General features: G+C 39.6%; 13 protein-coding genes. 12 read left to right on the plus strand and 1 reads right to left on the minus strand.

The genetic code is table 11. The annotated features are described in order from the left end of the window. The first annotated feature begins 179 nt into the window (after positions 1-179). The 7 genes from H5158_RS00985 to H5158_RS01015 all read left to right on the plus strand — a co-directional run bounded on the left by H5158_RS00985 (position 180) and on the right by H5158_RS01015 (position 12,914). A complete protein-coding gene (locus tag H5158_RS00985) occupies positions 180-5,021 on the plus strand; it encodes an NAD-glutamate dehydrogenase (RefSeq protein WP_182739254.1) in 4,842 nt (1,613 codons plus the stop codon). Positions 5,022-5,135: 114 nt separating this feature from the next. Continuing rightward, complete coding sequence (pyrD, locus tag H5158_RS00990) at positions 5,136-6,146, plus strand: quinone-dependent dihydroorotate dehydrogenase (protein ID WP_182739255.1); 1,011 nt, start codon at positions 5,136-5,138, stop codon at positions 6,144-6,146. 120 nt (positions 6,147-6,266) lie between these two features. Beyond that, a complete protein-coding gene (locus H5158_RS00995) occupies positions 6,267-6,797 on the plus strand; it encodes a cell division protein ZapC domain-containing protein (protein ID WP_145233823.1) in 531 nt (176 codons plus the stop codon). 90 nt (positions 6,798-6,887) lie between these two features. Further along, positions 6,888-9,005 (plus strand): bifunctional 23S rRNA (guanine(2069)-N(7))-methyltransferase RlmK/23S rRNA (guanine(2445)-N(2))-methyltransferase RlmL, encoded by a 2,118-nt coding sequence (gene rlmKL, locus H5158_RS01000; RefSeq protein ID WP_145233826.1) that lies wholly within the window; start codon positions 6,888-6,890, stop codon positions 9,003-9,005. Beyond that, positions 8,998-9,234, plus strand: a complete 237-nt coding sequence (locus tag H5158_RS01005) for a glutaredoxin family protein (protein WP_149981062.1) — start codon at positions 8,998-9,000, stop codon at positions 9,232-9,234. The genes rlmKL and H5158_RS01005 overlap by 8 nt, the downstream gene beginning before the upstream one ends. A 15-nt stretch (positions 9,235-9,249) precedes the next feature. Next, the gene (locus H5158_RS01010; RefSeq protein ID WP_182717873.1) at positions 9,250-11,169 is read left to right on the plus strand and encodes an ABC transporter ATP-binding protein; all 1,920 of its coding nucleotides are present in this window, start codon (positions 9,250-9,252) and stop codon (positions 11,167-11,169) included. 11 nt (positions 11,170-11,180) lie between these two features. Continuing rightward, positions 11,181-12,914, plus strand: a complete 1,734-nt coding sequence (locus tag H5158_RS01015) for a DUF3466 family protein (protein WP_182717872.1) — start codon at positions 11,181-11,183, stop codon at positions 12,912-12,914. A 111-nt stretch (positions 12,915-13,025) separates the two neighbouring features. Here H5158_RS01015 and H5158_RS01020 read toward each other — a convergent pair whose 3' ends face one another. Then, positions 13,026-13,535 (minus strand): DUF2062 domain-containing protein, encoded by a 510-nt coding sequence (locus H5158_RS01020; RefSeq protein WP_149981065.1) that lies wholly within the window; start codon positions 13,533-13,535, stop codon positions 13,026-13,028. Positions 13,536-13,760: 225 nt separating this feature from the next. On the opposite strand from H5158_RS01020, the gene H5158_RS01025 reads away from it, so the two are divergent. The 5 genes from H5158_RS01025 to kdsB are packed head-to-tail and all read left to right on the plus strand — an operon-like array spanning position 13,761 to position 19,508. Next, entirely contained in the window at positions 13,761-15,794 is a 2,034-nt protein-coding gene (locus H5158_RS01025) for a DNA internalization-related competence protein ComEC/Rec2 (RefSeq protein ID WP_259398754.1), read from the plus strand. Between the two features lie 58 nt (positions 15,795-15,852). Further along, positions 15,853-17,598, plus strand: a complete 1,746-nt coding sequence (gene msbA / locus H5158_RS01030; protein WP_182739257.1) for a lipid A export permease/ATP-binding protein MsbA — start codon at positions 15,853-15,855, stop codon at positions 17,596-17,598. Continuing rightward, positions 17,595-18,575, plus strand: a complete 981-nt coding sequence (lpxK, locus tag H5158_RS01035; RefSeq protein WP_182739258.1) for a tetraacyldisaccharide 4'-kinase — start codon at positions 17,595-17,597, stop codon at positions 18,573-18,575. The genes msbA and lpxK overlap by 4 nt, the downstream gene beginning before the upstream one ends. Next, positions 18,565-18,762, plus strand: coding sequence for a Trm112 family protein (locus H5158_RS01040; protein ID WP_145233843.1), 198 nt, complete (start codon positions 18,565-18,567; stop codon positions 18,760-18,762). The genes lpxK and H5158_RS01040 overlap by 11 nt, the downstream gene beginning before the upstream one ends. After that, on the plus strand, positions 18,750-19,508 hold the full coding sequence (kdsB, locus tag H5158_RS01045; protein WP_149981069.1) for a 3-deoxy-manno-octulosonate cytidylyltransferase: 759 nt from the start codon (positions 18,750-18,752) through the stop codon (positions 19,506-19,508). Before H5158_RS01040 ends, kdsB begins: the two co-directional genes overlap by 13 nt. Positions 19,509-19,510 lie beyond the last annotated feature (2 nt).

Consider the following 19,510-nt stretch of genomic DNA (forward strand, 5'->3'; position numbering starts at 1 on the left):
AAGGCCATTTATATCTATAATTTGTGAATAGATGACCAAATAGCTGAAATGCTTAAAATGTTTTCACCGAAAGGGCTGTTTATTAATTTTAAAAGGGTTAGAATTTGCCTGACTCCACACAATAAATTGCTGTACAAATTTTCCATCTAAGTAGGTGGTATAGATTTAAGGAACATGTAATGACACGAAATGAAGGGCAAGCCTCGGTTATCTTAGATAATGTCTGTAAGCTGATCCAGAAAAAAGTTCACGCTGATAATGTGTTACTCGTTGAGAAATTCGCCAAATCCTTGTACAGCAATATGTCTAAAGAAGATTTGGCACATCGCAATGATAGTGACTTATATGGCGCTGCACTTAGCCTATGGAACTCGCTAGAAAAAAATACCTCTGATGATGCGGTGATCCGCGTTTTCAATCCTGAAGTAGCAAAAGATGGCTGGCAGTCATCACACACAATCGTCGAAATTATCGCTAAAGATATGCCATTTTTAGTTGATTCTGTTCGTATGGCGATGACCCGCGAAAATATCGCATCTCACTTGCTATTACACAGCCCACTTAAGATTCAACGCGATAAAAACGCTAAAATTTCGGCTTTATCAAATTTAAAAGCCGAACAAGAGTCTAGCTCTACAAAAACAGTGTTTTTTATCGAAATTGATCGCCAAACAGATTCTTCAGTGATTGACTCGTTCAAAAAAGAGCTTGAGTCAGTGTTGAACGATGTGTCTACTGCGGTAGAAGATTGGCAACCGATCCGCAAAAAGTTAATTGCGGTCAGTAAAGAATTACCAAAACGTAACCATAACAACAATGCAAGTGAAGTTGCAGAGACTGTTGAATTCTTAGATTGGTTAGTAAAAGATAATTTTACATTAATGGGCTATCGCCAATACGATTTGTCGCCAGTACAAGGCGATTACCAGCTCAAAGGTAAAATCGAGGGCAGCTTAGGTTTGATGAAGAATTCAACCGAAGAGCATTCTCGCCTGTTATCTGAATTACCAGAAGTTGCCCGTCAAGAAGCCCGTAGCAATAACCTGTTGATCCTTACAAAAACCAATTCGTTATCACGCGTACATCGCCCAGCATACATAGATTATGTAGGGATTAAACGTTTTGATGATGAGGGGAATGTGATTGGCGAAGACCGTTTCATCGGGTTGTTTTCATCAAGTTTTTATAACAACAGCGCCGCTGATGTGCCAGTTTTAAAAAGTAAAATAAATCGCATCATGGAAATGTGTGATTTTGCCAAAGGCACTCATGCTTATAAAGCGGTATTAAATATTCTTGAAACCTATCCGCGTGATGAACTTGTTCAGGCCCGTGAAAGCGAGTTACTTGAAGTTGCAATGGGTGTTTTACAAGTACAAGAGCGCGATATGTGTCGCTTATTTGTGCGTAAAGATGCCTATGGTCGTTTTTTCTCTTGCATGGTCTATGTTCCGCGTGAGCGTTATAACACAGCACTGCGTCGTGAAACACAAGATATTTTAGGCAATGCATTTAATTCAGACGATAAAGTCGAATTTACTACCTTCTTCTCTGAGTCTACACTGGCGCGTACTCATTATACCGTGCGTGTGACTGACAACAATATAGAATATAACGTGAAAGACATCGAAAATAATTTAGTAGAAGCCGCTCGTACTTGGGAAGATAAATTACAATCAGCACTGTTAGAGTCTGCTGGTGAAGCACGTGGTAACGAATTAAACCGCAAATATTGTAATGCGTTTGCTCGTTCATACAAAGATGAAGTACTGCCAAGTGCCGCTGTTGTTGATATTGAAAAGCTTGAACTATTGAATGACGATAACAAGCTTGAAATGTTGTTTTACCGTCCGCAAGAAGAAGCGAACAGCAACATTGTACGTTTGAGCTTATTCCACAAAGATGAGCCAATCCATTTATCAGACGTTATGCCAATGCTTGAAAACTTTGGCTTGCGCGTCATTGGTGAAACGCCTTATTCAGTTAAAACCAGCGATGGCCGTATCAACTGGATCATGGATTTCTCAATGCTACTTGATAGCAAAGGCATTGCAGATTTCGATAAAGTATCAGCACGTTTTCGTGCCGCACTTACTAGTGTGTGGAGTAACCGTTTAGAAAATGACGGCTTTAACCGTTTAGTGTTAATGGGTGGCTTAACTGGTCGCGAAGCGTCAATATTACGCGCTTATGCAAAATACATGCGCCAAGTTGGGGTTACTTTCTCGCAAACCTACATCGAGAGCACATTAGCTAATTACCCGCACATTGGTTCGCAAATTGTTAATTTATTTGCTAAAAAGTTCTCTGTTAAAAGCCCTGCTAGTGTTAAAACGCTTGATAAGCTAATTGCACAAATTTATGTAGAACTTGAAAACGTTGCCAACTTAGATGATGACCGTATTATTCGTTTATACGTCGATATGATCATTGCTACGCTGCGTACTAACTACTTCCAAAAAGATGGCATAGGTCAGTTTAAGTCTTATGTGTCGTTCAAAGTAAATCCAAGCTTAATTCCAGATATGCCATTGCCATTACCGGCATTTGAAATATTTGTTTATTCTCCACGTGTAGAAGGTGTGCATTTACGTGGTGGTAAAGTTGCGCGTGGTGGCCTGCGTTGGTCAGATCGTCGTGAAGATTTCCGAACTGAAGTACTTGGTCTAGTTAAAGCACAACAAGTAAAGAATACAGTTATTGTACCTGTAGGCTCAAAAGGCGGCTTTGTTTGTAAACAACTGCCAACGGATCGTGACGCATTCTTCAAAGAAGGCCAAGAGTGTTACAAAATCTTCATTCGTGGTTTATTAGATATCACAGATAACATTATCCAAGGTGAAATTGTGCCGCCGGTTGATGTAACTCGTCATGATGAAGATGATGCATATTTGGTTGTAGCAGCTGATAAAGGTACAGCCACTTTCTCTGATATTGCCAATGGCATTGCCAATGAATATAACTTCTGGCTAGGTGATGCATTCGCATCAGGTGGTTCAGTAGGTTATGACCATAAGAAAATGGGTATTACAGCCAAAGGTGCATGGGAATCGGTTAAACGTCATTTCCGCGAAATGGACATTGATACACAAACAACTGATTTTACGGTAGTTGCAATTGGTGATATGGCTGGGGATGTATTTGGTAATGGTATGTTGTTATCCAAGCATATCCGTTTACAAGTGGCATTTAACCACATGCATATCTTTGTTGATCCAAACCCAGATTCAGCGACGTCTTACCCAGAGCGCGAGCGCCTATTTAACTTACCTCGTTCATCGTGGGAAGACTACAACAAAGACTTGATTTCAGCGGGCGGCGGGGTGTTCTCACGTGCGGCTAAATCAATCACTTTAACGCCAGAAATGAAAAAAATGTTGGGCACTAAAAAAGCCAGCATGACACCAAACGAGCTGATCAAAGCATTCTTAATGATGGAATTCGATCTATTATGGAATGGCGGCATTGGTACTTACATTAAGAGCAGTAAAGAAAGCGATGCAGATGTAGGCGACCGTGCAAATGACGCCCTACGTATCAATGGTAGTGAGCTTGGTGCAAAAGTACTCGGTGAGGGTGGCAACTTAGGTGCAACCCAATTAGGACGTATTGAATTTGCTGCTAAAGGCGGTCGCGTTAATACTGACTTCATTGATAACGTAGGTGGAGTTGCGTGTTCTGATAACGAAGTAAATATCAAAATTTTACTTAATGGTTTAGTTACTGCCGGTGATTTAACGCGTAAACAACGTGATGAACTACTGTATTCAATGACCGATGAAGTTGCACAACTGGTACTGAAAGACTGTTATCGTCAAACGCATACACTGTCAATTACGCAATCAAAAGGCTCATCAACGCTTAAAGAAAAAGTACGCTTTATTCATGCCCTTGAAAAAGATGGCAAGTTAAATCGTGCAATTGAATTTATTCCAAGCGATGAAGAGTTGGCAGAACGCGCTGCAGCGGGTAAAGATTTAACTCGCCCAGAGTTATCGGTGCTTGTGTCTTACGCTAAAATGGTACTTAAAGAGTCACTCGTGACTGACGACATCACAGAAAATCCATATTATCGTCAGCTATTAGTGAAGTCTTTCCCTTTACCACTACGTGAAAAGTTCAATACTGCGATGGATAATCACCCACTGCGTAAAGAGATTATTGCTACTAAATTAGCTAATAATATCGTTAACGATATGGGTCTGAACTTCATGGTACGTATGCATGAAGAAACTGGCGCAAACGAAGCTGAAATTGCGTTATGTTACTCTGTTGCCAGTGAAGTATTCCAAATGCGTGATACGTGGTCTGCAATTGTTGATCTTGATAACAAGATCCCAGCCGCAGTGCAAACTGAAATGTTGTATCAATTACGTCGTACAGTACGCCGTGCAACGCGTTGGTTCTTACGTCATCGCAATAAAGCGCAAAATATTGAGCAAACAATTGCCTTCTTTGCACCGACCTTCGCTGATTTAAGTGCAAACTTAACTACCTACATGGTTGAAAAAGAAAGTGAACGTTTATCTGCGGCCGCAGACAAGCTTATTGAAAGTGCAGTGCCAGCTGAGCTTGCAACACGTATTGTATCGCTCTCTAGCTTGTTCTCAGTAATGGACTTAGCAGAAGTTGCTGCAAATTCAGGGCGTAGTATTGATATGGTATCTAATACCTACTTCAAACTAGGTGCACGGATGGGACTGCATTGGTTCCTTGACCAAATTACTCATCAGCCAGTGGCGAATCATTGGCAAGCATTGGCCCGCGCTTCATACCGTGAAGAACTTGATTGGCAACAACGTACACTATCTGAAGTTGTTTTAAATAACTTTGCTGGTGATAACAAAGATGTTGACGGTCAAATTGATCAGTGGATGGACAGCCAAGATTTGTTACTACAACGCTGGAAGCAAATGTTAGCTGAATTTAAGACTTCACAAAGTCATGATTTTGCTAAGTTCTCAGTTGCATTACGTGAACTTATGCTACTTAGTCATAACTGTGATACATCTGCAAAATAAGCAATTGATACTGACTGATTATTTTCCCACATGAAAATAATGAGTTAATCGTTAAAATTGTTATACAATACCCCAGCCTAGTCTGGGGTATTTTTTTATTAAGAGGATTATTTCATGTTTTACGATCTTGCTCGCCGTTTTATGTTCACCCGTGATGCGGAATGGGCCCATGAATTTGCACTTCATAACTTGCGCCGTTTTAACAATACCCCGTTCAGTGCTGCATGGTCGCAATCAGTGGCAGATCGTCCAGTCGAATTTTTAGGTTTACAGTTTAAAAACCCAGTAGGATTAGCAGCTGGCCTTGATAAAAATGCAGAATGCATTGATGCGTTTGCAAAGATGGGTTTTGGCTTTATTGAGGTAGGTACTGTGACACCTCGTCCACAAGTCGGTAATGACAAGCCGCGTATTTTCCGTCTGCCGGAGTCAAATGCAATTATCAATCGTATGGGCTTTAATAATAAAGGTGTTGATAACCTAATTAATAACGTTAAGGCTGCTAAATACGACGGCATTCTAGGTATCAATATTGGTAAGAATAAAGATACCCCAAATGAACAAGGTAAAGACGATTACATCCACTGTATGCGCAAAGTGTTTGAACATGCCTCATATATTACTGTCAATATCTCATCACCAAATACGCCTGGACTTCGCGATCTGCAATATGGTGCTGCACTGGATGATCTATTGCAAAGCCTTAAAAATGAGCAGCTTGATTTGCTCGCCAAACATAATAAACAAGTGCCGATGCTAGTAAAAATTGCCCCAGATCTTGATGCTGTGCAAATAGCTCAAGTTAGTGAATCATTATTAAATAACAACATCGATGGTGTAATAGCGACGAACACTACCTTAGAGCGCGCTGCGGTGCATGGACAACAATATGCTGATGAAGCCGGAGGCCTGTCGGGTCGGCCAGTACGTGAGCGCTCCACTCATGTAGTGCAAGAATTAAAACGTTTAACCGCAGGTAAGTTGCCGATCATTGGAGTGGGCGGAATTGATGATGCAGCCAGTGCGAAAGAAAAATTATCAGCAGGAGCGGATCTTGTACAGGTATACACTGGATTTATATATAAAGGACCGCAATTGGTAAAAACGATCCTGCAAGGCTTATAAGGATCCGTTATTTAAGCTTTTGATCGTTCAATAAATGTTCTAAAGAAATATATATTAATTGGTCAAAAGCCGCTATACTACAATATTCATAAGATTAATTAGTAGGGGCGTAGGGAACGCATGTTACAAGCATCAAAGCAGTGGAAATGGATTGCTTGTCCAGTAAGAAATCGTTTATTGATCGATTTAGATCAAGATATGCAGCTGTGCACGCCTTATAAACTACGTCAACTCACCGATGCTATTTTAACCCAACCTAACTTTAGTTTAGAAGATGCCGCCTTTTATCAGCAGGTTTACCAATATCTTGCTGGATTTAATCTTTGGAATGGCGCGCAGCTATGTCAAATTGCGCTCAATGCGACAGCAGCTAAATTTTATTTAAAGCCAATGCTGGCAAAAAGTTGGTTTTTCGAACCCTACAAAGGCAATGAGCCCAGTATAGAAGCCGTTATAAAATTGCAAACTAGCGAACAAAGTGGTGAGTTTTTGATTGTTGACCACTGTAAAGAAGCCTCTTTATGCATTTGTCTATCTGAGCATTTTAAGCTTGATGAAAACTTAAGCCTTAATCAATTTGAAGCTATTCGTATACTTAACAATCGTGTCCATCCAATTTATAACCACGCACAAAACAGTAAAACAGCCTAAGCATATTTTTTGTAGTTCCTTTGTTTATCGCGTGTTTGTCGCCCAACCTATGTTATAATCCCGCGCAATTAGCTATTAAGGGTTATTACTTTGCATTTTATCGCACTTACTTCTATCGGAATCGAAAATTTATTGGTTGATGAACTTACTGACATTGGCGCTACGGTGACCAAACAAACAGTCGGTTCTGTGCGTTTTGACGCCGACACTACATTAGCACAAAAGGTCTGTTTAATGAGCCGCTTCGCGACACGAGTGCTGATGTTGATCGAAGAGAAGGAGGGCGTTAATAATAAAGAAAGCCTTTACAATTTTGCTCGCTCACAGCCTTGGCAGGAATGGTTTGGTCCAACGCAAACTTTTGCAGTCGACTTTAATGGTACCAACGACTCACTTAAAAATACCCAGTTCTCAGGTTTAGTGATCAAAGATGCGATTGTTGATTATTTTAATGATTTATTTGAACAGCGGCCAAATGTTGATAAACAAGATGCCAATGTACGCGTTGTTGCGCGTTTATCGCGTCAAGGTGTGGCCATGTATATCGATTATTCAGGGCCGCGTTTATCTGAACGTGGTTACCGAGAAGGTCAAGGTAAGGCACCTATTAAAGAGCATTTAGCGGCAGCACTGATCAAACGCAGTGGTTGGCTTGATAATGTTCAACAGCCGCTATTTGATCCCTGCTGTGGTGCTGGCACTATTTTGATTGAAGCTGCTGGCATGGCGCGTAATGAAGCGCCGGGTTTATTCCGTGAGGGATTTGCATTTGAGCGCTTACCAAGTTTCCGTATTGCTAAATACAAAGAGTTAAAAGAGCAGCTTACAGCACAAATTACAGATCCTAAACTATGGCTTATTGGCCATGACAATGACGCTAATGTACTAAGCAAAGCAGTAGATAATGCTCGTAGAGCTGATCTAGGCGATGTGATCAAGTTTAAACAAAGCGATGCAACTAAGCTTACTTCAGTGGCGAAATTACCAGGTGTGGTTATTTCAAATTTACCGTATGGTGAACGTATTGGTTCGATGGCTGAGTTGGTAAGTTTACACAGTGCTTTAGGTACAGGCTTTAAAAAACATTTTAATAACTGGAAACTTGCTCTACTAGGCATGGATGAGAGTTTATTTAAATTATTAAAGCTGGTGAAACTCAAGCGTTATAAATTTAAAAATGGTCCACTTGATGTGGTACTTAATTTATATCAACTTGATGACAAACAAGTCAGCCAAACAACTGAAGATAAGCCTGCATTGAACTTTGAAGGTTCAATGTCGTTTGCTAATCGGGTTAAAAAGAATAAGCAAGGCTTGAAAAATTGGCTCAAACAAAATGATGTGCAGGCCTATCGTGTCTACGATGCTGACATCCCTGAATACAATGTAGCTGTTGATATTTATGGTGATTCAGCGGTAATATTTGAGTACGCTGCGCCGAAAGAAATTGACGATGTAACAGCGCACAAACGTTTACAAGACGTGATTTCGTTAACCTCACAGCAGCTCAATATCGCACCTGGAAATATTGCTGTAAAAGTACGTAAAAAGCAAAAAGGTGAAGAGCAATACACACCAATGGCTAAGCAAAATCGTACTCAAGTAGTTGAGGAGTTTGGCGCGAAGTTTAAAGTCAATTTATTTGATTACTTAGATACTGGCTTGTTTTTAGACCACCGTCTTGCTCGTCGTTATATCCAAGAAAATGCCAAAGATAAACGCTTCTTGAATTTATTTGCCTACACAGGGACAGCCTCTGTACATGCAGCTCTGGGTGGCGCTAAAGCGATAACCACGGTTGATCTATCGAAAACTTATTTAAAATGGGGCCAAGATAACTTTGACCTGAACAATATCAGTAATACCCGTTATCGTTTTGAACAGGCTGATTGTTTGAAGTGGCTTGAGCATGCCACAAGCCAATACGATTTGATCTTTTTAGATCCGCCAACGTTTTCAAATTCAAAACGCATGAAAGATGCTTTTGATGTACAAAATGATCATATTAAATTACTGACATGGGTCAAAAAAATCCTCAGTCCATCTGGCACGTTGATTTTCTCGAATAATATGCGTGGCTTCACCATGGATGAAGTTGGCTTGATTGGCTTAGGCTTAAAAGCTGTTAATATTTCAGAGCAGACGATTTCTCCTGACTTCAAACGCAATAAAAAAATACATAATAGCTGGTTGATAACCCATGGCTAAGTGGATTTTGTATCATACCGATGGCTGTCATTTATGTGAGCAAGCGCAGAGCTTGATCACGCCGTTGTTAGGTGATGATCTGTTACAGCTTGTTGATATTATGAGTGATGAAGAATTAATTACAGAATATCAGACCAGTATACCCGTTTTAAAAAGCGATCAAGGCCCGCAATTATTTTGGCCTTTCACTGCGCAAGATGTGCGTCAGTTTTTTACGCAAACAGAATAAGAGTAAACAGATAGTATGGATTTAATTAGAATTTCTAAAGCTCAACTCGCGTATGGTACGCATCCACTGTTAGACAACGCTGATGCCGTCATCGAAACTGGTGAGCGTGTGTGTGTGGTTGGTCGTAATGGTGCGGGTAAATCAACGTTACTAAAAGTCCTTGATGGCCAAGTTATTTTAGATGATGGTGAAATAAATCAGTTAGGTAGTATTAAAATATCGCGTCTAGAGCAAGATCCACCAAAAGGGGCTAGTGGCTCGGTGTTTGATTATGTTGCTCAAGGTATGCCTGAGATTGCAAATTTATTAATTGACTTTCATCACGTCAGCACTGAGTTACAAACTGACTGCACAGATAAACTACTTAATAAACTTGAACGTTTATCAAATCAACTCGAAGCCGCAGATGGTTGGCGTTTTGATAGTAGAATTCAACTTGTATTAACACAGTTAGAATTAGCACCAGAAGCCAAACTTGAATCACTTTCTGGTGGCTGGTTACGCAAAGTTGCTCTTGCACGGGCACTTGTCAGTGAGCCGGATTTATTATTACTTGATGAGCCTACTAACCATTTAGATATGGAAAGTGTGATGTGGCTTGAACAATTCTTAAAAGAGTTTAAAGGCGGTATTGTCTTTATTTCTCATGACCGTGCTTTTATTCGTGCAGTTGCTACGCGTATTCTTGATTTAGATCGTGGTAAGTTAATTTCATACCCTGGCGATTATGCTACTTATTTAGAGCAAAAAGCCCATGATTTAAAAGTAGAAGAAACGCAAAACGCATTATTTGACAAACGCTTAGCAGAAGAAGAAACGTGGATCCGCCAAGGTGTAAAAGCACGTCGAACGCGTAATGAAGGGCGTGTCCGCGAGCTCAAACAGCTACGTAATGAACGCAAACAGCGTGTTGATCAAGTGGGTAAAACTGACTTCAATATTGAAACTGCAGACCGTTCAGGTAAATTAGTATTTGAAGCTAAACATCTAAATCATGCATTTAATAAAGATAAAGTTATCGCCAATGACTTCTCTACATTAGTAATGCGTGGCGATCGTATTGGCTTAGTTGGCCCTAACGGTATTGGTAAGACGACTTTATTAAAACTGCTATTTGGTGATATTGAAGCTGATGCAGGGATTGTTAAGCAAGGGGTGAACTTAGAGTTTGCTTACTTTGATCAATACCGCCAAAAGCTTGATGAAGAAGCCACCGTACAAGATAACGTTGCCGAAGGTAAGCAAGAAGTAATGATGGGCGGACGCTCACGTCATGTACTCGGTTATTTACAAGACTTTTTATTCCCACCTGCGCGTGCTCGTACACCAGTTAAAGCACTCTCTGGCGGTGAAAAAAATCGCTTATTATTAGCTAAACTATTTTTAAAACCATCAAATATTCTTGTGCTTGATGAGCCAACCAATGATTTAGATATAGAAACCCTTGAGCTGTTAGAGGATATTATTAATCAGTATCAGGGAACTGTGTTAATTGTAAGCCATGACCGTGAGTTTATTGATAATACCTGTACCAGTGTTTGGGCATTTGAAGGTAATGGGGTAATTACAGATATTGTCGGTGGTTACAGTGATTATGAAGCCTATGCTAATTATTTAGCACAGGAACAAAAAAAACAGCTAACTACACCTGCTAAAAAAGAAGCAGTCGTTGCACCAGCTCCTGTGGCTAAAGCAGATAACAAAAGTAATAAACTCTCTTACAAATTAAAACTTGAATTAGAACAATTACCCAGTAAGCTGGAACAACTTGAACAAGCATTAGAAGCACAGCAAGTTGTGGTTAATGACGCTGATTTCTTTAAACAAGATGCCAGTGCGACAACCAAAGAATTGAACCATTTAGCACAACTTGAGTCTGACCTTGAAGCCGCTCTGGAGCGCTGGGAAGAACTTGAAGATTTAAAGAATCAGTAGTAAGGACTAAAATGAAATATAAATTACTCGCGGCTAGTATTTTAGCTACGATGAGTACATCGGCACTCAGTGCCACGTATCAGTTAACAGAGCTGAGTTCTTTAGACGAAGCAAAGCATAACTACGTTAAAGATGTCAGCGAAAGTGGCAATATAATCGGCGTTGCTAACGGTATTTACAATTTACCTATTGATGTTAGCTATATAGATTTTACTGATAGCCTAATCGAAAGGGCATACGATCAGCAAGAAAATAATTTCGAGTTAATTGATAAGCAAATTACCTTTACTCTAGATGATATTGAAAATAATAATGCAGCGGCGACTAACCCAGATGCACACAGTTTTATGCTTTCATTTTTATCAGCACAAGCTAACAACTCAGAATATCAAAAATTGGCTAATATCATCGGTTACAATGTTTTAAATGGTGAAGCGCAAGAACAAGTTCTTTTTGATGTTGCATCAGTTGATTATGATGGCCTTACACGCTCCGTTAGCAATAATTATAATGCAGTAGCAGAAGACGGTGTTACTGCGGGTTGGGGCAGTGCACCTTATGAGAAAACTAGCTTTCTTCCTGAGGGTGAAAGTGAAGAAGAAACACGATTCGTGCGTGATTTTATTTCTCGGGGCATTGTTGTATCGCCATCGGGTTTAAATGTGCCGTTAGTGCCTGAGTATGCGGAATTTGGTGGCTTAAGTTCAGCCAACGATATCGTTAAAACAAACACCGGTTATATTGTCGTTGGGCAAGTATCAACAGGGATCCCAGTTGATAGACAAGAAAATATTGATGATAATTGTGATGGTGAAGATGAACCTGTCAGTGTTTGTATTGAGAATTTGTATAGAAGCACATCATCACGATTGTTCGATACCCGTGCAGTTAAGTGGACACTTGATACAAATTTAAACATTACTAAAACTGAACCGCTTGGTTTGGGTCTTACACCAGAAGATGATGATGGGTTTGCATTTATAAGTAATGCACTTGCTGTTAATAGTAATGGTATTGTTGCCGGTTACTCTGACATTCGTGATAATAACAGATCGTCAACAATTAGATCGTTGCCTGTTTATTACAAAGACGGAAACGTTGTTGAAATGCTCAATCAAGAAGATGATTGGACAGGTGGTAAGGCAGTAGCAATTAATAATAATAATACGATTGTTGGTTATGGAATAAAGAGAATTGATGGCTCAGATCGTCAAAAATTCTTTTATCATGATGTTGCCAGTAATAGTACTGTATTCCCAACGGATTTCTTTAATAGCTCCAGCTCAGTTGCCAATGATATTAATGACAATGGTTATATTGTTGGTGAAGGTGAAACTGACCTATTTAATGTTGGTGCGCGTCGCCGCGAAGGTTTCCTGTACAAGATTGGTGAAGATGCGATTACAAACATAAATGATTTACTGCCTTGCTACGAAGCAGATGGTGAAACACGTTACGGTTATGTTGTTGCAGAAGCTAAAGTGATTAACAATAAAAACGAAATTTTTGGTGTTGCTACTAAAACGGTCGAAAAAACTGATTCATTAGGCGGTGTTGTACGAGATATCAATGGTGAAATAGAATACGAAAGTATTGCAGTGCCAGTGAAGTTATCTCCTATTAACGGGACTATTGATAGTTGTTCAGCTCCTGAAACGGAAACTTATGAACGTCAATCGTCTAGTTCCCCTTGGTATACGTTATTGTTACTACCGTTAGTTGGTCTGCGTCGTATATTGCGATAAGTATTGAAATTATTGCTAGGTGATCCAGCATTAACGGTCACTTAGTATTAAAATAAAAAACCCTGCTTTGCTAAGCAGGGTTTTTTTTGTCTATACTTTAAATTGAAACAGTTATTTTTTATGACGATTTAACCATGCTTTTCGCACTGAGCGTCGCCATAGTAAATCAACACCGAAATAGCCTATTATTGAGGCAACACAGGCAGAAATAAGCGAGCCAACTAAAAAAGCAGGACCAATGGTGGTTAAGCTTTCCATAAACCACTGCCAACTTGGTTCAAATGCAAAATGTTGCTCCGGCTGCCCTAACACTAACGTACCAATTAAATACGAACAATAAAAAATAGGTGGCATGGTTAGCGGGTTAGTGATCCATACTACGGCGACAGAAATAGGTAGATTTACTCGTAATGGAATAGCCAACGCAGCAGCAAGCACCATCTGAAAAGGAACAGGGATGAAAGCGAAGAATAAACCGACTGAAAATGCCCCACGAGCTGAGCGACGATTTAAATGCCATAGATTAGCATCGTGGAGTAAACGACCAAAAATTTTTAAATATTTATGATGTTTAACTTTATTGTGATCGGGTAAAAACCGTTGGATCGTTTTTTTAGCCATTTAAAGCAACCATTTACATCTGTTTGGTTAAGCGTTGGGTTTGTCGTTGGTTGTATTATAACCGTTTATTATTATCAGACCCTTGTATTTACAGTTTTCGCGTTATCTCTGTTAATTGCGAGTGCCTATTTTAAGCCGTTTTACCGTGTATTGTTAGGTTTTATTTGTGGAATTTTGTGTGTATGGGGACATTTTTCCAGCTTTTATGCAATTTCCAGCTTGGCTTTGGATGAAAATAAACCACATCTAAGTAATATTACGATTGTTGAAGTTATTTCTCAGCGTGATAACTATTATTTAAAAGTTCAGCTCAATGAGATAGATAATCAGCCTCTATCAAATATTAAGCCTCCTTTTGCATTGCTCACTTTAAAAAACGACCAGAGACTCAAAGTAGGTGATCACGTTACAACGTGGCTTGAATTAGAAAAATATCGCAGCCAAAAAAATTATGATGTGTTTGATAAAGAGCGTTACGCATTTAGTGAGCGACTATTTTTTAAAGGCAAGCAAGTTGGTAGTATTATCGAAATATCGAACAACCATGAATTTGAGCTAATTGAAAAATACCGTAATTTTATCAAACATACCTACCAGCATAACTCGCTAAATTGGCTGTTTTATCCGCTAATGACTGGCGACCGCAGTGCTATGAGTTTTTCACAAAAGCAAGAATTACAGCAATTTGGTATTAGCCATTTATTGGCTATTTCGGGATTACACATTGGCTTGATGTTTAGTATCGGTTTTTTTATAACTCGCTATTTAACAAGCCTTTTTATTTTTGTGGTTAAACCAACTACACAGCAGATCAATTTGTCACTTATTTATAGTTTAGGTGGATTTGTGCTTGCTTTTAGTTATGTGTACTTAAGTGGTTTTATCGTCTCTGCAACGCGTGCGCTGATCATGCTAGGGTGTTATTTAGTTATTTATTACTTTGCTAAGCAGGCACTACGCTGGCGATTTATCTTGTTTGCATTGGTATGTGTATTACTTATTGATCCATTTAGTTTACTTAATCCGGGGCTTTATTTTTCATTCACTGCGGTGGCAATTATCTTTTGGGTTTTTAGTGTTATAACCGTAACCAGCTCTGGCTTTTTAGCCATCATAAAAACACTTATTATTCTACAGTTTGCATTGTTTATTGGTTTACTACCATTATCACTTTATTATTTTAATGGGGTCAGTGTAATTGGCTTAGTTATTAATTTAGTGGCTATCCCATTACTTGGTTTAATTATCATGCCTTGCTTAGTAATGTTTTCTGCTATTAGTGTGTTTTTTGATATTAGCGGGTTGATTAGCGTGTTTGATTCATTATTACAACATATTTATCAACTCTTATTGTTGATCCCGGTTGATTTTCGTTGGTTTGATACCACAAATTTTAGCCAGCAATGGCTTATTAGTAGCTACATTACAGCAATAATTGTGTGTTTTTTGCCCTGGCGTTTATTGGCATGCATACCATTATTACTGGTTGTACTCGATCATTATTTACTGACCAAACCGCGCTGGCAGCTAAATGTATTCGATGTCGGTCATGGCACCATGGTGTTAGTCAGTAATCGAGGTAAAGGTTTTATCTATGATCTTGGCCCAATTTATTTTAATACATTTACGCGGGTCAACAGCACCTTAATACCTTATTTAAAAAGAAACGGCATTGAGGCGGAAGTTGCGCTCATCAGCCACATGGATAAAGACCATGCTGGAGGGCTTATCCATTGGTTAGAGCAAGGTTATCAGCATACTTTTAAATTGCTACAACCAAATGGGCCAGAGCAAGTTTGCAGAGCGGGCGAATATAGTTTTTATGACTTAACCATTACCGTGAGCGAGCCAGCACAGCATTTAATAACTGATAATGATAACTCTTGTGTCGTGCGCATTAGCGATGGCAGGTTCAGTGTTTTGCTTCCAGGTGATATTTCAGCAACAAGAGAAGCGCAACTAATCCAGCAGCAAGGGGTGCTTAAAAGTACGGTATTACTGAGTCCTCACCATGGCAGTAATACCTCATCGAGTGATGCATTTATTGCTGCGGTTGCTCCTGAGATTGTTATTCATTCAACGGCATATAAAGGACAGTGGCAATTTCCACGTACAGAAGTTATAGCACGTTATGCTACACAGCATGCTTTACAATATACAACAGCGAATAAAGGGCAGGTTAAAATTGAATTTTATCCACATCACTACACAGTAAACCTAGCTCGTGAAGATGAAAGTTATTGGTTTCTAAAAGATTGAGTTTAGTTTTGTGCAACTGGAGGCTACAATAGCCACAGATTATGAATAAGAGAGTATTATGGACCAGACTACATCACAAATTTATAAGCGTTTATTGACGTATGTGGGGGATTATAAAAGCGTTGCCATTTTTGCTGTTATTGGCATGATTGGTTACTCAGCGATGGATGCTTTATTTATCCAACTAATGAAGCCATTTATAGATCAGGGCTTAAATCAACGCAACGCTGAAGTATTAAAATACGCGCCATTTGTTGTCATCGCGTTAGTATTTGGCCGAGGTGTTTTTAATTATATCTCGTCTTATTGTTTAAGTTATGTGGGTTCACAAGTTGTCCGTTCGTTACGTCAGCAATTATTTGAGCATATTTTACATTTACCTGTTGCATTTCATGATCAAAATTCAACGGGTGATTTGATTTCAAAAATAACGTTCGATACCGAGCAAGTACAGCAAGCGATCACCAAAGCGATGCTCATTGTGGTCAGGGAAGGCGCGTTTGTGGTGTTTTTGCTAGCTGTGATGTTTTATACCAGTTGGAAGCTGTCGTTAATCTTTTTGGTTATAATTCCCTTGGTGGCCGTTATTGTCTCTGTTGTATCAAAACGTTTTCGCCATATCTCTAAAAATATTCAATCAGCAATGGGACAAGTTACCCGTAGCTCAGAGCAAATGCTCAGTGGTCACAAAGTTATTCATGGCTTTGGCGGTCAAGCGCAAGAAATAACCCAGTTTGCAAAAATTAATAACCATAACCGTCAGCAGCGTATCAAAATGGATGCCACTAAAGCGCTTAGTGTATCTGTGATTCAAATTTTGGCTGCCAGTGCAATGGCCGTTATTCTATGGGTGGTTTCTATGCCATCAATGATTGATACAGTGAGCTCTGGGGATTTTGTGGTGCTTATTTCATCGATGATGATGTTATTACGCCCTTTAAAGCAATTAGCTAATGTAAATAGTGATTTACAGCGTGGCATATCTGCAGCGCAAAGTATTTTTTTAGTGCTTGATGAAGAGGCCGAAAAAGACATCGGTACAGTTAGTGTAGATAAAGTAAAAGGTATGATTGAAGTTAAAAATGTCACCTTCAATTACCCAACGAAAGCAGAAGCTGTATTAAAAAACTTATCGCTCACTATAAAAGCAGGCGAGAGTATTGCGTTAGTTGGGCGTTCTGGTTCTGGTAAATCAACCATTTCAAACTTATTACCGCGTTATTATGACTTACAACCGCCCAGTGAGATTTTACTCGATGGTGTGCCATTGGCGGATTATAAGTTAACTGATTTACGTCGCCAATTTGCTTTAGTATCCCAGCAAGTAGTGTTATTTAATGACACTATTGCTAATAACATCAGTTATGGGATTGCACGTTCACTTAGCGATGACGAGGTATTGAATGTAGCAAAACAAGCACATGTGTGGGAATTTGTTAAAGATTTACCCGATGGTCTAAATACCATGGTCGGTGAGAATGGTGTAATGTTATCAGGCGGGCAGCGCCAACGAATTGCAATTGCGCGGGCGATATTAAAAGATGCACCAATCTTGATTTTAGATGAAGCAACCTCTGCATTGGATACTGAGTCTGAAAAACTGATCCAGCAAGCTTTAGAAGCATTAATGAAAAATAAAACCTCTATTGTGATTGCCCACCGATTATCAACAATCGAACAAAGCGACCGAATCTATGTTATTGATAATGGTCAAGTGATAGAAAGTGGTGATCACACCAGCTTACTGGCTAATGATGGCACGTATGCAGCGCTTTGCAAGATGCAATTTGGTGATCACGGGTGAGTAAAATAGAACAGAGTTGGTATCGAGAAATAAGCTTTATTACCATATTACTTTTACCACTGAGTGTATTATTTTGGTTTATAAGTGATCTGCGTAAATTAGCGTATAAGCTAGGTTTATTGAAGGCATACCAAAGCCCTGTGCCAGTTATCGTGGTAGGTAATATTAGCGTTGGTGGTAATGGGAAAACCCCCTTTGTGATCTGGCTTGCGAATTACCTACAGCAGCGTGGCTTAAGGGTTGGCATTATTAGTCGCGGCTATGGCGGTAATAGTGATAGCTATCCACTTACTGTGACTGAGCATACCGACACGACTCAGGCAGGTGATGAGCCCGTACTTATTCAACGCAGGCTTGACTGCCCTGTAGTTGTAGGCCCAGATCGACAAGCGAATATAAAACAATTAATTGCGCAATATCAGCTTGATGTGATTATTTCCGATGATGGTATGCAACATTATAAAATGGCCAGAACAATAGAGTGCTGTATTGTTGATAGTGAACGGCGTTTTGGCAATGGCTTGTTAATGCCTGCGGGGCCACTGAGAGAAACACAAAAACGTTTAAAATCAGTTGACTTAGTTATTGAAAATGGGGGGGATGCCACGTTTAATTATCAGCTAAAAAGTGCTGATTTAGTAAATGTTGCCACTAATATAGCCACTCAAGTCCCGCTTTTGACCGGTCACGCAGTGAGCGCCATTGGTAATCCACAACGTTTTGAAAATAGCTTACGTCAACAAGGCATTACATTGCTAAGTTGCCATCATTTTCGAGATCATTATGGTTATACAGCACAAGATTTCATAAAATTTAATGATGATATAGTGTTTATGACGGAGAAAGATGCGGTAAAATGTCATTCATTTGCAAAACCAACGTGGTATTTTTTACCCGTTGACGCAGAGCCATCCCCTGCGGTGGTTTCTAAACTTAACTTATTACTGAGAGAAAAAGGGATCCTAGATGGCCTTTGATACAAAATTACTTGAAATAATTGCTTGCCCAGTGTGTAAAGGCAAATTACGTTTAGACAAAGAAAACAGTGAATTGATCAGCACAGCTGCAAAACTTGCTTACCCTATTCGAGATGATATTCCTGTATTACTAGAAAATGAAGCGCGTGAATTGAGCTTAGAAGAGATTGAAAAGTGGAATTCGTAGTCGTTATTCCTGCACGCTTTGCATCGAGTCGTCTACCAGGTAAACCACTTGCTGATATTTGTGGCAAACCGATGATCCAACATGTTTATGAAAAGGCGATGGCGTCAGGGGCAAGTAAGGTCGTGATAGCCACCGATCACCAACAGGTTTTTGATGTTGTCAAAGGTTTTACTAATGATGTATTAATGACTCGAGATGATCATCAGTCAGGCACTGAACGGCTAGCAGAAGTTGTTGATTTATTATCTCTCAATAACGATATTATTGTAGTGAATGTACAAGGTGATGAGCCTTTATTAGCCGCTGAAAATGTCTCGCAAGTTGCTGCTTTACTTGCTAATTCAAGTGCGCCAATGGCGACCTTGAGTGCTGCCATTGATAGTGTCGATGAGATCTTTAATCCCAACGCAGTTAAAGTCGTCAGCGATGTAAATAAAAACGCACTGTACTTTTCTCGTGCCAGCATTCCCTATGATCGAAGTCATATGTACACAGGTGAAAATAACGGATTAGACATACAAGATTTTCAACGTCATGTGGGTATTTATGCATACCGCGCTGGTTTTATTAAACAATACATCTCACTGACGCCATCCCCATTAGAGCAACTTGAATCTCTTGAGCAATTACGTGTTTTATATCATGGCTATAAAATAAAAATAGAACAGGCAAAAATAACACCGCAAGCAGGGGTTGATACGCCTGATGATTTAGCGCGTGTAGTCGCTATACTGCAAAGTCATTAAGT

The organism is Pseudoalteromonas sp. SR45-6 (assembly GCF_014163545.1).
In the GTDB taxonomy this organism is placed as follows: domain Bacteria; phylum Pseudomonadota; class Gammaproteobacteria; order Enterobacterales; family Alteromonadaceae; genus Pseudoalteromonas; species Pseudoalteromonas rhizosphaerae.

Bases quoted from the DNA above. Each gene is read 5' to 3' on its own strand.
- H5158_RS00985 (WP_182739254.1), top strand. From the start codon at position 180: ATGACACGAAATGAAGGGCAAGCCTCGGTTATCTTAGATAATGTCTGT.
- pyrD (WP_182739255.1), top strand. From the start codon at position 5,136: ATGTTTTACGATCTTGCTCGCCGTTTTATGTTCACCCGTGATGCGGAA.
- H5158_RS00995 (WP_145233823.1), top strand. From the start codon at position 6,267: ATGTTACAAGCATCAAAGCAGTGGAAATGGATTGCTTGTCCAGTAAGA.
- H5158_RS01005 (WP_149981062.1), top strand. From the start codon at position 8,998: ATGGCTAAGTGGATTTTGTATCATACCGATGGCTGTCATTTATGTGAG.
- H5158_RS01010 (WP_182717873.1), top strand. From the start codon at position 9,250: ATGGATTTAATTAGAATTTCTAAAGCTCAACTCGCGTATGGTACGCAT.
- H5158_RS01015 (WP_182717872.1), top strand. From the start codon at position 11,181: ATGAAATATAAATTACTCGCGGCTAGTATTTTAGCTACGATGAGTACA.
- H5158_RS01020 (WP_149981065.1), bottom strand. From the start codon at position 13,535: ATGGCTAAAAAAACGATCCAACGGTTTTTACCCGATCACAATAAAGTT.
- msbA (WP_182739257.1), top strand. From the start codon at position 15,853: ATGGACCAGACTACATCACAAATTTATAAGCGTTTATTGACGTATGTG.
- H5158_RS01040 (WP_145233843.1), top strand. From the start codon at position 18,565: ATGGCCTTTGATACAAAATTACTTGAAATAATTGCTTGCCCAGTGTGT.